Origin of the sequence: Pseudomonas sp. NFACC14, assembly GCF_900106885.1 — a bacterium.
Taxonomy (GTDB): Bacteria; Pseudomonadota; Gammaproteobacteria; order Pseudomonadales; family Pseudomonadaceae; genus Aquipseudomonas; species Aquipseudomonas fluorescens_AA.
Genome location: NZ_FNOA01000001.1, coordinates 421775 through 435374 on the forward strand (window position 1 = coordinate 421775; position 13600 = coordinate 435374).

A 13600-nucleotide genomic window follows, 5' to 3' on the forward strand; every position below is an offset into this window, starting at 1 on the left:
CGTTGTCCGGCATTTAAAAAGAAGGAAAATGCCATGAATGACCTGATGCAAGACTGGGATGAAACGCCCTTGTTGCGAGCCAGCACCCAGGTGATCGACACCGCAACGCAGTTGATCAACGAAACCCACTGCACAATCCCCGGGTTCCCCACTCGCTTCAACGTTGCAAACATCCACGAGATCAAGCAACTGTGGAGCATGCCAACCTCGGACTGAGCGACCCACCAAGGATGCTTTCGCTGGCCGCAGACCGACCGGGTTTGCGGCCTTTCCCATGCAGCGAAAACATCGCCCATGCACATTCGTCATCATCTTTGCGCTTGCCACGTGATAGCCTTTGGATCTTTCGGCGTTGACACTTTTGCTCAAGCCTTTCCATTCCATTGGTGGAACTCATATGTCCAGGCTTTCCCATCAAGATTTGCGTCGTAACTTTCGTCAACTGCTGGCTTCCAAGACCTGCTACCACACCGCCTCGGTGTTTGACCCGATGTCGGCGCGCATCGCCGCCGACCTGGGTTTTGAAGTAGGCATCCTGGGAGGCTCGGTCGCGTCGTTGCAAGTATTGGGCGCGCCGGACTTCGCCCTGATCACCCTCAGCGAATTTGCCGAACAGGCCACCCGTATCGGTCGCGTGGCCCAGTTACCGGTCATTGCCGACGCCGATCATGGCTACGGCAATGCCCTGAACGTGATGCGCACCATCATCGAACTGGAACGGGCCGGCGTCGCGGCGCTGACCATCGAAGACACCTTGCTGCCGGCCCAGTTCGGACGTAAATCCACCGACCTGATCGGCGTAGCCGAAGGCGTCGGCAAGATTCGGGCAGCGCTGGAGGCACGCGTCGATCCGGAAATGGCGATCATCGCCCGGACCAACGCCGGGATCTTGCCGGTTCAGGAAATCATCAGCCGGACCCAGCAATATGAGCGTGCCGGGGCCGACGGGATTTGCATGGTGGGCGTGCAGGACTTCGATCATCTGGAAAAAATCAGTGAAAACCTGAAGGTGCCGTTGATGCTTGTCACCTACGGCAATCCGCTGCTGCGCGACGACAAGCGCCTGGCGGACCTGGGCGTACGCGTGACCATCGATGGCCATGGCGCCTACTTCGCCGCGATCAAGGCCACCTACGACAGCCTTCGCGAACAACGGCAGATCTTCACCCAGGCGTCGGACCTCAGCGCCACCGAACTGACCCACACCTACACCCAGCCCGAGGACTACATCCGTTGGGCCGAGGAGTACATGAGCGTCAAGGAGTAAGAAGGCTCACTGTCCTGGGGGCCACCATCGCGAGCAAGCTCGCTCCCACAGTGGGTTTGCGGTGCGACATCTATCTCGGGCACACCCCACACTCCCCTGTGGGAGCGAGCTTGCTCGCGATAGCGGTGGTCCAGCTTGCAATGTGCCAACGCCATCACGAGCAGACCCACAGTGGGTTGGTAGTAAGCGCGATGGCGTTGCCAGGGTGAAACAGGCCTTCAACGGCCGCTACGCAACATCTCCTTGGGCACGTACTTGCCGATCTCGAACTTGCCGATAGCCGCGCGGTGGACTTCATCCGGGCCGTCGGCCAGGCGCAGGGTGCGCTGCATGGCGTACATGTAGGCCAGCGGGAAATCGTTGGAAACCCCCGCGCCACCGTGGATCTGGATCGCCCGGTCGATGACCTTCAAGGCCACGTTCGGCGCGACGACCTTGATCTGGGCGATTTCACTTTTCGCCACCTTGTTGCCCACCGTGTCCATCATGTATGCCGCCTTCAACGTCAGCAGGCGCGCCATGTCGATCTCCATCCGCGAGTCGGCGATCTTATCGATGTTACCGCCCAGGCGCGCCAACGGCTGGCCGAAGGCGGTGCGGCTGACGGCACGTTTGCACATCAATTCCAAGGCGCGTTCGGCCATGCCGATGGAACGCATGCAATGGTGAATCCGGCCTGGACCGAGTCGACCCTGGGCTATTTCAAAACCGCGGCCTTCGCCCAGCAGGACGTTTTCGTATGGCACCCGCACGTTATCGAACAGCACTTCGGCATGCCCGTGAGGCGCATCGTCGTAGCCAAACACCGGCAACGGCCGGACGATCTTGACCCCGGGGGTGTCCACCGGGACCAGGATCATCGAGTGCTGGGCATGGCGCGGCGCATCGGGGTTGCTCAGGCCCATGAAGATCAGGATCTTGCAGCGCGGGTCGCAGGCACCCGAGGTCCACCATTTCTTGCCGTTGATCACCCACTGGTCGCCGTCACGCTCGGCGCGGGCAGCCATGTTGGTGGCGTCCGAAGAGGCCACGTCCGGCTCCGTCATGGCGAAGGCCGAACGAATCTCGCCGCGCAACAGCGGCTCGAGCCAGCGTTGCTTCTGTTCTTCGTTGGCGTAGCGCACCAGCACTTCCATGTTGCCGGTGTCCGGCGCCGAGCAGTTGAACGGCTCCGGCCCCAGCAGCGAGCGCCCCATGATCTCTGCCAGCGGCGCATATTCCAGATTGGTCAGGCCGGCGCCCAGCTCGGACTCCGGCAGGAACAGGTTCCACAGGCCTTCTGCCTTGGCCTTGGCCTTGAGCTCTTCCATGATGGCCGTGGGTTGCCAGCGGTCGCCCTCGGCCACTTGTCGTTCGAACACCGCTTCGGCCGGGTAGACGTAGGCGTCCATGAACGCCGTGACGCGTTCACGCAGTTCCTGAACCTTGGGGGAATAGGCAAAATCCATGAGCAGCACCTTCTTGGCAGAGGTTGTTTTAGGTCATGAAATCGATGCTAGTTCAGCTACGAAAATTTACCTAACCTATTCTCGGCGTGTATTAACATTCATCACCGATATATGTTTCACTGATTCGCATCGCCACCCGGCACCTCACAACAAGCCCAAGAACAAGAGTGCAGCGCCATGAATCTGAGCAAGGTCGACCTCAACCTTTTCATTGTCTTCGATGCGATCTACACCGAAGCCAACCTGACCCGCGCCGGGCAGATCGTCGGCATCACTCAGCCAGCCGTGTCCAATGCCCTGGCGCGTCTGCGCGAGACCTTCAACGACCCGCTCTTCGTGCGCACCGCCCAAGGGATGGTGCCGACGCCCATGGCCCAGAACATCATCGGCCCGGTGCGCAATGCCTTGTCGCTGCTGCGGGTGTCGGTGCAGGAAAGCCGGATATTCAACCCGCTGCAGGCCGTCAAGACCTACCGCATCAGCATGACCGACCTCACCGAAGGCGTGATCCTGCCGCTGCTGTTCCAGCGCCTGCGCCGCCTGGCGCCGACCGTGGCGATCGAGAGCTTCCTGTCCAAGCGCCGTGAAACCACCAAGGAACTGGCCGCTGGCCGCCTCGACTTCGCCGTGGACGCGCCGCTCAACACCGACCCACAGGTACGCCACGTCAAGTTGATGGAAGATCGCTACGTGTGCGCCATGCGCAAGGGCCATCCGCTGGCGGGCAAGGAAAAGATCACCCTCGATGATTACCTGGCCCAGACCCACGTGCACATTTCCAGCCGCCGCAACGGGCTGGGGTACGTCGACCTGGCCCTCGGCAAGATGGGCATCCAGCGCAAGATCGCCCTGCGTTCCCAGCATTACCTGATGGCCTCCCAGGTGCTGCAGCAGACCGACATGGTCATGACCGTCCCCGAGCGCTTTGCACGGCGTCACGATTTGCATGCCTTCCTGCTCCCGGTCAACGACGTGCCACCGGTGGAGACCCACCTCTACTGGCACGAAAGCACCGACCAGGACCCGGCCAACCGCTGGATGCGCGAGCAGATGATCGAGCTGTGCCAACAGGTGACGGCCCATGAGAAGAAGCTCGATAAGGTTTAAGAGATCGAAACGGTGGGAGCGAGCTTGCTCGCGATAGCGGTAGACCGGCCAATATCCATGGTGACTGATCCGACGCCATCGCGAGCAAGCTCGCTCCCACAGGTTTTGTGTGCAGAACCTCATTGCTTGACGCGAACGTCAACCTGCCTTTAGCTTAACGCCAGCCCCTTTCGTTTCGAGCGCTTCCATGAGCAGCCAGACCTACAGCATCTCCGACCTCGCCCGCGAATTGGATATCACCACCCGGGCCATCCGTTTCTATGAAGAACAAGGCCTGTTGAGCCCGGAGCGACGGGGCCAGGAGCGCATTTATTCGCCGCGGGACAAGGTCAGCCTGAAACTGATCCTGCGCGGCAAGCGCATTGGCTTTTCCCTGGCCGAGTGCCGCGAGTTGATCGAACTCTACGACCCCTCCAGCGGCAATCAGAAACAGTTGCACAGCATGCTGGCGAAAATCGCCGAGCGCCGGGAACAGCTCGAACAGCAATTGCTGGACATCGAACAGATGAAGCTGGAACTCGACACCGCCGAAGAACGCTGTATCCAGGCGTTGGAGCAGACGATCGAGGGCGAGGAAATCGTCCAGTAACACAACCTGCCCCTGTGGGAGCGAGCCTGCTCGCGATAGCGATACAACGGACAACATCGATGTTGACTGACATACCGCTATCGCGAGCAGGCTCGCTCCCACAAGGGATACATCATCGGTCTCGACATCATTGGCAACTCACTACAGGTCAATCCCCATGTCCCTCCCCTCCTTTGTACGCTTGATCGAAGTCGGCCCCCGCGACGGACTGCAGAACGAAGCACAACCCATCAGCGTCGCCGACAAGGTGCGCCTGGTGGATGCCCTGAGCGCCGCCGGCCTGGGCTATATAGAGGTCGGCAGTTTCGTCTCGCCCAAGTGGGTGCCGCAAATGGCCGGGTCCGCCGAGGTGTTCGCGCAGATCCAGCGCAAGCCCGGTGTGACCTATGCCGCCCTGGCGCCGAACCTGCGGGGGTTTGAAGATGCGCTGGCGGCGGGCGTGAAAGAGGTGGCGGTGTTCGCCGCCGCGTCCGAAGCGTTTTCCCAGCGCAACATCAACTGCTCCATCAAGGACAGCCTGGAGCGCTTCGCGCCGATCATGGCGGCCGCAAAACAGCACGGTGTCAGTGTGCGCGGCTACGTGTCCTGCGTGCTGGGTTGCCCCTATGAAGGGGCGGTCAAGCCTGAGCAGGTGGCGTGGGTCGCCCGGGAGCTGTATGCGATGGGCTGCTACGAGGTTTCCCTGGGCGACACCATCGGCACAGGTACCGCTGGCGCCACACGCAGGCTATTCGAAGTGGTAGGCGCCGAAGTGCCCCGGGACAAACTCGCTGGACACTTCCACGATACCTACGGCCAGGCCATGGCCAATGTCTACGCCAGCCTGCTGGAAGGCATCGCGGTGTTCGACAGCTCCATCGCCGGCCTTGGCGGTTGCCCGTACGCCAAGGGCGCCAGCGGTAACGTCGCCACCGAAGACGTGCTGTACCTGCTCGATGGGTTGGGTATCGAAACCGGTGTCGACCTGGACGCACTGATCGCCGCGGGCCGACAGATTTGTGATGTGCTCGGCCGCCCGACGGGTTCGCGCGTGGCCAAGGCCCGCAACGCACACTGAGGTGTTACCGCCGGCTTTGTAACAGGGGCGAAACGAGTAACACGGAAACAATTTGTCAGGTTTTGTCGGTCAGACTTTTCAGGCAAAAACCACAAGCATTTGATTTATATAGACTTTTAAAAGTTGGCACGCCACCTGCTATATCTCTTGCATAACAAGAATAAAAAAACGCAGCAAACCCAATAAAAACAAGACGAAACGACTCTGACATAACAAAAACAACACGGCAGAGACGCAGCTAACAGATTTTTTTGGAGAAGATGTGCTTTTCAGGGTGCTTCCAGGAGCAACCCGCAACCGGGCAGAGAACAATAAAACTACCTTCAGGTAGCTCCCGAATCGGTTGGATCGCCAGGCGAAAAAGCAGATCAGCGCTCAAAAAAATACGTTTGCTCTTGATCCCGGATGGGGATCGCCAAAAACAGCGGTAAAGGGCCACGGCTACCAAAAACAACAACAGGCCGCCCCTCAATAATAAAAAAGAGCACGCGACGACAAAATTAAAGGGGAGCTTCGGCTCCCCTTTGTGCTTTCCCGGATTTCACATTTCCCCCTGTGGGAGCGAGCTTGCTCGCGATGACGGCGACACAGCCAACCTATCTGTCAACTATCCCACCGCCATCGCGAGCAAGCTCGCTCCCACAGTATTGGGGTTAGCTTTGCTTACCGCGCAGTTCTTCGATACTGATCTCGCGCATGCGAAATTTCTGGACCTTGCCGGTCACGGTCATTGGAAACTCTTCGACGAATTTGAAATGACGCGGCGTCTTGAAGTGGGCGATGCGCTCCTTGCACCAGCCTTGCAGCTCTTGCTCAGTGGCGCTGTGGCCAGGATGAAACTTGATCCACGCCACGACTTCTTCGCCATAGCGTGGACACGGGATGCCGATCACTTGCACGTCCGCCACCGCCGGGTGGGTGAAGAAGAACTCCTCCAGCTCACGGGGGTAAATATTCTCCCCACCACGGATGATCATGTCCTTGTTGCGCCCGACGATGCAGACGTAGCCCTGCTCATCCATGGTCGCCAAGTCGCCGGTGTGCATCCAGCCATCCGGGTCGATGGCATCGGCGGTGCCCTTGGGGTTGTTCCAGTAGCCGAGCATCACGCTGTAGCCACGGGTACACAATTCACCGACAGCGCCACGCGGGACGAGATTGCCCGCCTCATCGATAATCTTGCTTTCCAGCTGCGGCTGGGTGCGGCCGACGGTGGTTACACGCAACTCCAGTTCGTCTGAAGGACCGGTCTGCAACGACACCGGGCTGGTTTCCGTCATGCCGTAGGCAATCTGCACTTCGGCCATGTGCATTTCGTTGATGACCCGTCGCATCACTTCGATGGGACAGGTGGCCCCGGCCATGATGCCCGTGCGCAGGCTGGACAGGTCGTAGTCGCCTCGCTGCGGCTGGTCCAGCAGGGCGATGAACATCGTGGGCACGCCATACAATGCAGTGGCTTTTTCCTCGGCCACAGCCTTGAGCGTCAGCAATGGGTCGAAGGCATCGTTGGGGTAGATCATGGTGCTGCCATGGGTCATGCAGCCCAGGTTACCCATGACCATGCCGAAGCAATGGTAGAGCGGCACCGGGATCACCAGCCGGTCGCCAGCCGTCAGGCCCAGGCTTTCACCAACCATATACCCGTTGTTGAGAATGTTGTGATGGCTGAGGGTTGCGCCTTTGGGAAAGCCCGTGGTGCCGGAGGTGTACTGGATATTCACCGGCTGATCGAAGTGCAGGCTGGATTGACGCTCGGCCAGTTGTCCAGGCGTTACCGCCGCGCCCAGGGCGGCCAGTTGCGACCAGGGCAGGAAGCCTGAGGGTGGCCGGGGATCGAGGCTGATCACGCCGCGCAACTCCGGCAGGCGCTCGCTCTGCATCTGGCCGATCGGTTGCTCCGCCAGCTCCGGTGCCAACGCTTGCAGCATGGCGTGATAATCAGAGGCCTTGAACGCGCCGGCGCACACCAGCCATTGGCATCCTGATTGTTTGAGCACGTACTCGAGTTCGGAAACGCGATAAGCCGGATTGATGTTGACCAGAATCACGCCGAGCTTCGCACTGGCGAACTGGCTGATACACCACTGGGCGCAATTGAGCGCCCACACACCGAGGCGATCGCCGGTTTTCAAGCCTAGCGCCAACAAGGCTCGGGCATGCAGATCGACGGCCTCGGCCAGTTGTTGCCAGGTATAGCGCAGCGATTGATGGCGAACCACCAACGCCTCGCCCTCCGGATAACGGGCCACCGTCTGGTCGAAAACCTCGCCGATGGTTTGGGCCAGCAAGGCCTTGGCTGCGGAACCACGGGTGTAGCTGAGCTGCGAACGCAAACCGGGTTGATCCATAACGCCCCCTCTTGTCTTTATTAGTGGGTGTAGCGGTAACCTGATGCAACAACATGCCTTTCTGGGCACTTACTCTGGACCAAGTTGACGTTAACGTAAAGGTCGATTGACAGCCTGTCGCCACACGCTTACGTTAACGTAAAGGTGAGAGCCACTCCTCGCTCTCCGCACCCGATAAAAAAGCCAAAGGTGTCCCATGAGCTACCCTTCCCTGAACTTTGCCCTCGGCGAAACCATCGACATGTTGCGCGACCAGGTGCAGGCCTTCGTCAAGGCCGAGCTGGCCCCCCGGGCAGCGCAGATCGATATCGACAACCTGTTTCCCGCCGACATGTGGCGCAAGTTCGGTGACATGGGCCTGCTGGGCATCACCGTACCGGAAGAATACGGCGGCGCTGGCCTGGGCTATCTGGCCCACGTGGTGGCGATGGAGGAAATCAGCCGCGGCTCGGCCTCGGTCGCCCTCTCCTACGGCGCCCACTCCAACCTCTGCGTGAACCAGATCAACCGCAACGGCAATCACGAACAGAAAACCAAGTACCTGCCCAGGCTGATCAGCGGCGAACACGTCGGCGCCTTGGCGATGAGCGAACCGAACGCCGGCTCCGACGTGGTTTCGATGAAACTGCGAGCCGACAAGCGTGGCGACCGTTACGTGCTCAACGGCAGCAAGACCTGGATCACCAACGGTCCCGATGCCAACACCTATGTGATCTATGCCAAGACCGACCTGGAAAAGGGGCCTCACGGCATCACCGCCTTCATCGTCGAGCGCGACTGGAAAGGCTTCAGCCGCAGCAATAAATTCGACAAGCTCGGCATGCGCGGTTCCAACACGTGCGAGCTGTTTTTCGATGACGTCGAGGTGCCGGAAGAAAACATCCTCGGCGCGCTCAACGGTGGCGTGAAAGTCCTGATGAGCGGCCTCGACTACGAGCGCGTGGTGCTATCCGGCGGCCCGACCGGGATCATGCAGGCCTGCATGGACCTGATCGTGCCCTACATCCATGACCGCAAACAGTTCGGCCAGAGCATCGGCGAATTCCAGCTGATCCAGGGCAAGGTCGCGGACATGTACACCCAGCTCAACGCCAGCCGCGCCTACCTGTATGCGGTGGCCCAGGCTTGCGAGCGCGGTGAAACCACCCGCAAGGACGCCGCCGGGGTGATCCTCTATAGCGCCGAACGCGCCACGCAAATGGCCCTCGACGCCATCCAGATCCTGGGGGGCAATGGCTACATCAATGAATTCCCCGCTGGTCGTCTGCTGCGTGACGCCAAGCTGTACGAAATCGGTGCTGGCACCAGTGAGATTCGTCGGATGTTGATCGGCCGCGAACTGTTCAACGAAACCCGCTAACGGAGCTGACCATGGCCACGCTGCACACTCAGCTCAACCCGCGTTCGCCGGAGTTCATCGCCAACCGCGAGGCGATGCTCGGGCACGTCGAGGCCCTGCGCGCCCTGCTCGCGCAAATCCGCCAGGGCGGCGGCCTCAAGGCCCAGGAGCGGCACACCTCACGGGGCAAGTTGCTCCCCCGTGAACGCATCAACCGGCTGCTGGACCCGGGCTCGCCGTTTCTGGAAATCAGCCCATTGGCGGCCCACGAAGTCTATGGCGAAGACGTGCCGGCGGCCGGCGTGATTGCCGGCATCGGCCGCGTGGAAGGCGTCGAATGCATGATTGTCGCCAACGACGCGACGGTCAAAGGTGGCTCCTACTACCCATTGACGGTGAAAAAACACCTGCGCGCCCAGACCATCGCCCAGCAGAATCGCTTGCCGTGCATTTACCTGGTGGATTCCGGCGGCGCCAACCTGCCGCGCCAGGATGAAGTGTTCCCGGACCGCGAGCACTTCGGCCGGATCTTCTTCAACCAGGCCAACATGAGCGCCCAGGGCATCCCGCAGATCGCCGTGGTGATGGGTTCCTGCACCGCCGGTGGCGCCTATGTACCGGCCATGGCGGACGAGGCGATCATGGTCCGCCAGCAGGCGACGATTTTCCTCGCCGGCCCACCCTTGGTGAAGGCCGCCACCGGCGAGGTGGTCAGTGCCGAAGACCTGGGCGGTGCCGATGTGCACTGCAAGATCTCCGGCGTGGCGGATCACTATGCCGACAGCGACGAACATGCCCTGGCCCTGGCCCGCCGCAGCGTGGCCAACCTCAACTGGCGCAAACTCGGTGAGCTGCAGCAACGCCAGCCCATCGCCCCGCTGTATTCGAGTGACGAGCTGTACGGTGTGGTGTCGGCCGACGCCAAGCAGCCGTTCGATGTGCGGGAGGTGATCGCGCGCCTGGTGGACGGTTCGGTGTTCGATGAGTTCAAGGCGCTGTTCGGCACGACCCTGGTGTGTGGTTTCGCTCATTTGCATGGCTACCCGGTCGCGATCCTGGCCAACAATGGCATTCTCTTCGCCGAGGCCGCGCAGAAAGGCGCGCACTTCATCGAGCTGGCCTGCCAACGCGGCATCCCGCTGCTGTTCCTGCAGAACATCACCGGCTTCATGGTCGGGCAGAAATACGAAGCCGGCGGTATCGCCAAGCACGGCGCCAAACTGGTCACCGCCGTGGCTTGCGCGCGAGTGCCGAAATTCACGGTCATCATCGGTGGCAGCTTTGGTGCGGGCAACTACGGCATGTGCGGCCGCGCCTATGACCCACGATTCCTGTGGATGTGGCCAAACGCGCGGATCGGCGTGATGGGTGCGGAGCAGGCGGCCGGCGTACTCGTGCAGGTCAAGCGTGAACAGGCCGAACGCAGTGGCCACCCCTTCAGTGCCGAGCAGGAAGCCGAGATCAAGCAACCGATCCTCGATCAGTACGAAGAACAGGGGCACCCCTATTACTCCAGCGCACGGCTGTGGGACGACGGCGTCATCGACCCGGCCCAGACCCGCGATGTACTGGGCCTGGCCTTGTCCGCGTCACTGAACGCGCCTATCGAACCGAGCCGCTTCGGCGTGTTCCGGATGTAAACGAGGAATGCCCATGGACAATTTCAACACCCTCGAACTGCACACCGACCTACGGGGCGTTGCCACCCTGTGGCTCAGCCGCGAGTCGAAAAACAACGCGTTCAACGCCGAAATGATCCGCGAACTGATCCTCGCCCTGGACCACGTCAGCAGCGATCCTAACCTGCGCTTCCTGCTGATCCGCGGTCGTGGCAAGCATTTCAGCGCCGGCGCCGACCTGGCCTGGATGCAGCAATCGGCCGAGCTCGACTACCACACCAACCTCGATGACGCCCGGGAACTGGCAGAGCTGATGTACAACCTCGCCAAACTGAAAATTCCTACGCTGGCCGTCGTTCAGGGTGCGGCGTTTGGCGGCGCGCTGGGGCTTATCAGTGCTTGCGACATGGCCATTGGCGCCGATGAAGCACAGTTCTGCCTGTCGGAAGTGCGCATTGGCCTGGCGCCGGCGGTGATCAGCCCGTTCGTGGTGCAAGCCATCGGCGAGCGGGCGGCGCGTCGTTATGCCCTGACGGCTGAACGCTTCGACGGGCAACGTGCGAAAGAAATCGGTTTGCTGTCGGAAAGTTACCCGGCCGAGACCCTGGACCAGCGGGTCGAACAGTGGATCGACAACCTGTTGCTCAACAGTCCGGCCGCCATGCGCGCCAGCAAGGAACTGCTGCGTGAAGTCGGCAACGGCGCCCTTACCCCGGCGCTGCGGCGCTACACCGAAAACGCCATCGCCCGCATCCGTGTCAGCCCGGAGGGCCAGGAAGGCCTGCGCGCCTTCCTGCAAAAACGTGCGCCGAACTGGCAAGCCGAGTCGAATAATCACAAGGAGCCGCGTCGATGAGCGCCCCTGCCCTCACCACGTTGCTGGTGGCCAACCGTGGCGAAATCGCCTGCCGCGTCATGCGCACCGCCAAGGCCATGGGCCTGACCACCGTTGCCGTACACAGCGCCACCGACCGTGACGCCCGCCACAGCCGTGAAGCCGACATTCGCGTCGACCTGGGCGGCAGCAAGGCCGCCGACAGTTACCTGCAAATCGACAAACTGATCGCCGCAGCGAAAGCCAGCGGCGCCCAAGCCATCCACCCCGGTTATGGCTTTCTGTCCGAGAACGCCGGGTTCGCCCGGGCGATTGAAAACGCCGGGCTGATCTTCCTCGGTCCGCCGGCTTCGGCCATCGACGCCATGGGCAGCAAATCGGCGGCCAAGACGCTGATGGAAACCGCCGGCGTGCCCCTGGTGCCCGGTTATCACGGCGAAGCCCAGGACCTGGAGACCTTTCGCGATGCCGCCGAGCGCATCGGCTACCCGGTGTTGCTCAAGGCCACCGCCGGCGGTGGCGGCAAGGGCATGAAAGTCGTCGAGGATGTCAGCCAACTGGCCGAAGCCCTGGCCTCGGCCCAGCGCGAAGCACAGTCCTCGTTCGGCGATTCACGGATGCTGGTGGAAAAATACCTGCTCAAGCCGCGCCATGTGGAGATCCAGGTCTTTGCCGATCAACACGGCAACTGCCTGTACCTCAACGAGCGCGATTGCTCGATCCAACGCCGCCACCAGAAAGTCGTGGAAGAAGCCCCCGCCCCCGGCCTGACGCCGCAACTGCGCCGGGCGATGGGGGAAGCCGCCGTGCGCGCGGCCCAGGCGATCGGTTATGTCGGGGCCGGTACGGTGGAGTTCCTGCTGGATGCCCGGGGCGAGTTTTTCTTCATGGAAATGAACACTCGGTTGCAGGTCGAGCATCCGGTCACCGAGGCGATCACCGGGCTCGACCTGGTGGCCTGGCAGATCCGCGTCGCCCAAGGCGAGCCATTGCCCATCACTCAAGCGCAAGTGCCGCTGCTCGGTCACGCCATCGAAGTGCGGCTGTATGCCGAAGACCCGGCCAACGATTTCCTGCCGGCCACCGGGCGGCTGGCGTTGTATCGCGAGTCGGCCGACGGGCCGGGGCGGCGGGTCGACAGCGGGGTTGAAGAAGGCGATGAAATCTCGCCGTTCTACGACCCGATGCTCGGCAAGCTGATTGCCTGGGGTGAAGACCGTGAGCAGGCGCGCCTGCGGCTGTTGAGCATGCTCGATGAATTTGTCATTGGCGGGCTGAAAACCAATATCGGGTTTCTGCGCCGAATCGTCGCCCATCCCGCTTTCGCGGCGGCAGAGCTGGACACCGGATTTATCCCACGTTACCAGGCGCAATTACTGCCAGAGCCCGGCGAATTGGATGACGCGTTCTGGTTCGCCGCCGCCCAAGGGGTCGCCTTGAGCCTGTCACCGCACGTACGCGGCGATGACGCCGGCTCACCGTGGGCCAGCCCCACCGGGATGCGCCTGGGGTTGCCGAGGGAAACCACCCTGCACCTGAGCTGTGAAGGTCAGGATCGTGCGCTGACGCTGGACGTCACAGCCCACTGCGCGGAACTCGAGGGTGAGCGACTGACGATCGAGCACCACGGTGTGCGCCGCTACCATCGGGCCATTCGCCAGGTCGACAGCCTGTACCTGCAATGGGAAGGTGACTTGCATCGGATCGACCTGTACGACCCGCTGGCCGCCGCCGACGCCAGCCACAGCCATCAAGGCGGCCTGGCCGCGCCCATGAACGGCAGCATCGTGCGGGTCTTGGTGAGTGTCGGCCAGACGGTGGAAGCCGGGGCTCAACTGGTGGTACTGGAGGCCATGAAAATGGAGCACAGCATTCGTGCGCCCAAGGCCGGCGTGATCAAGGCGCTGTATTGCCAGGAAGGCGAAATGGTCAGCGAGGGCAGTGCCCTGGTGGCGTTCGAAGAATAGGTATCGGCCCGCTCCCAGGGC

11 protein-coding genes are annotated in these 13600 nt (G+C 61.6%); 9 read left to right on the top strand and 2 right to left on the bottom strand.

Annotated features, from left to right (window positions below; all coding sequences use genetic code 11):
• Positions 1–33 precede the first annotated feature (33 nt).
• Positions 34–216, top strand: coding sequence for a hypothetical protein (locus BLU85_RS02040; RefSeq protein ID WP_092197133.1), 183 nt, complete (start codon positions 34–36; stop codon positions 214–216).
• A gap of 181 nt (positions 217–397) precedes the next feature.
• Positions 398–1267: an isocitrate lyase/PEP mutase family protein gene (locus BLU85_RS02045; protein WP_092197136.1), complete on the top strand. Its 870-nt coding sequence runs from the start codon at positions 398–400 to the stop codon at positions 1265–1267.
• 218 nt (positions 1268–1485) lie between these two features.
• Here the strand turns inward: BLU85_RS02045 and BLU85_RS02050 are convergent, their stop codons facing one another.
• A complete protein-coding gene (locus BLU85_RS02050) occupies positions 1486–2715 on the bottom strand; it encodes an acyl-CoA dehydrogenase (protein WP_053120907.1) in 1230 nt (409 codons plus the stop codon).
• A gap of 177 nt (positions 2716–2892) precedes the next feature.
• Here BLU85_RS02050 and BLU85_RS02055 point away from each other — a divergent pair, with 177 nt between their 5' ends.
• The 3 genes from BLU85_RS02055 to BLU85_RS02065 all read left to right on the top strand — a co-directional run bounded on the left by BLU85_RS02055 (position 2893) and on the right by BLU85_RS02065 (position 5468).
• Positions 2893–3822, top strand: a complete 930-nt coding sequence (locus tag BLU85_RS02055; RefSeq protein WP_060738293.1) for a LysR family transcriptional regulator — start codon at positions 2893–2895, stop codon at positions 3820–3822.
• Between the two features lie 187 nt (positions 3823–4009).
• Positions 4010–4411 (top strand): MerR family transcriptional regulator, encoded by a 402-nt coding sequence (locus BLU85_RS02060; protein ID WP_072405324.1) that lies wholly within the window; start codon positions 4010–4012, stop codon positions 4409–4411.
• A gap of 157 nt (positions 4412–4568) precedes the next feature.
• A complete protein-coding gene (locus BLU85_RS02065) occupies positions 4569–5468 on the top strand; it encodes a hydroxymethylglutaryl-CoA lyase (protein ID WP_092197140.1) in 900 nt (299 codons plus the stop codon).
• A 653-nt stretch (positions 5469–6121) separates the two neighbouring features.
• Here the strand turns inward: BLU85_RS02065 and BLU85_RS02070 are convergent.
• Positions 6122–7819: an AMP-binding protein gene (locus tag BLU85_RS02070; RefSeq protein ID WP_092197143.1), complete on the bottom strand. Its 1698-nt coding sequence runs from the start codon at positions 7817–7819 to the stop codon at positions 6122–6124.
• Positions 7820–8015: 196 nt separating this feature from the next.
• On the opposite strand from BLU85_RS02070, the gene BLU85_RS02075 reads away from it, so the two are divergent.
• The 4 genes from BLU85_RS02075 to BLU85_RS02090 are packed head-to-tail and all read left to right on the top strand — an operon-like array spanning position 8016 to position 13579.
• Positions 8016–9179 carry an isovaleryl-CoA dehydrogenase gene (locus tag BLU85_RS02075; protein ID WP_092197146.1) on the top strand — a complete coding sequence of 388 codons (1164 nt, stop codon included), beginning with the start codon at positions 8016–8018 and terminating at the stop codon, positions 9177–9179.
• Between the two features lie 11 nt (positions 9180–9190).
• Positions 9191–10798 (top strand): carboxyl transferase domain-containing protein, encoded by a 1608-nt coding sequence (locus tag BLU85_RS02080; RefSeq protein ID WP_092197149.1) that lies wholly within the window; start codon positions 9191–9193, stop codon positions 10796–10798.
• A 13-nt stretch (positions 10799–10811) separates the two neighbouring features.
• A complete protein-coding gene (locus BLU85_RS02085; protein ID WP_092197152.1) occupies positions 10812–11633 on the top strand; it encodes a gamma-carboxygeranoyl-CoA hydratase in 822 nt (273 codons plus the stop codon).
• Complete coding sequence (locus tag BLU85_RS02090) at positions 11630–13579, top strand: acetyl/propionyl/methylcrotonyl-CoA carboxylase subunit alpha (RefSeq protein WP_092197154.1); 1950 nt, start codon at positions 11630–11632, stop codon at positions 13577–13579. Before BLU85_RS02085 ends, BLU85_RS02090 begins: the two co-directional genes overlap by 4 nt.
• Positions 13580–13600 lie beyond the last annotated feature (21 nt).

Excerpts from the sequence above, each read along its gene's own strand:
- BLU85_RS02040 (WP_092197133.1), top strand. The coding sequence starts at position 34 with ATGAATGACCTGATGCAAGACTGGGATGAAACGCCCTTGTTGCGAGCC.
- BLU85_RS02045 (WP_092197136.1), top strand. The coding sequence starts at position 398 with ATGTCCAGGCTTTCCCATCAAGATTTGCGTCGTAACTTTCGTCAACTG.
- BLU85_RS02050 (WP_053120907.1), bottom strand. The coding sequence starts at position 2,715 with ATGGATTTTGCCTATTCCCCCAAGGTTCAGGAACTGCGTGAACGCGTC.
- BLU85_RS02055 (WP_060738293.1), top strand. The coding sequence starts at position 2,893 with ATGAATCTGAGCAAGGTCGACCTCAACCTTTTCATTGTCTTCGATGCG.
- BLU85_RS02060 (WP_072405324.1), top strand. The coding sequence starts at position 4,010 with ATGAGCAGCCAGACCTACAGCATCTCCGACCTCGCCCGCGAATTGGAT.
- BLU85_RS02065 (WP_092197140.1), top strand. The coding sequence starts at position 4,569 with ATGTCCCTCCCCTCCTTTGTACGCTTGATCGAAGTCGGCCCCCGCGAC.
- BLU85_RS02070 (WP_092197143.1), bottom strand. The coding sequence starts at position 7,819 with ATGGATCAACCCGGTTTGCGTTCGCAGCTCAGCTACACCCGTGGTTCC.
- BLU85_RS02075 (WP_092197146.1), top strand. The coding sequence starts at position 8,016 with ATGAGCTACCCTTCCCTGAACTTTGCCCTCGGCGAAACCATCGACATG.
- BLU85_RS02080 (WP_092197149.1), top strand. The coding sequence starts at position 9,191 with ATGGCCACGCTGCACACTCAGCTCAACCCGCGTTCGCCGGAGTTCATC.
- BLU85_RS02085 (WP_092197152.1), top strand. The coding sequence starts at position 10,812 with ATGGACAATTTCAACACCCTCGAACTGCACACCGACCTACGGGGCGTT.
- BLU85_RS02090 (WP_092197154.1), top strand. The coding sequence starts at position 11,630 with ATGAGCGCCCCTGCCCTCACCACGTTGCTGGTGGCCAACCGTGGCGAA.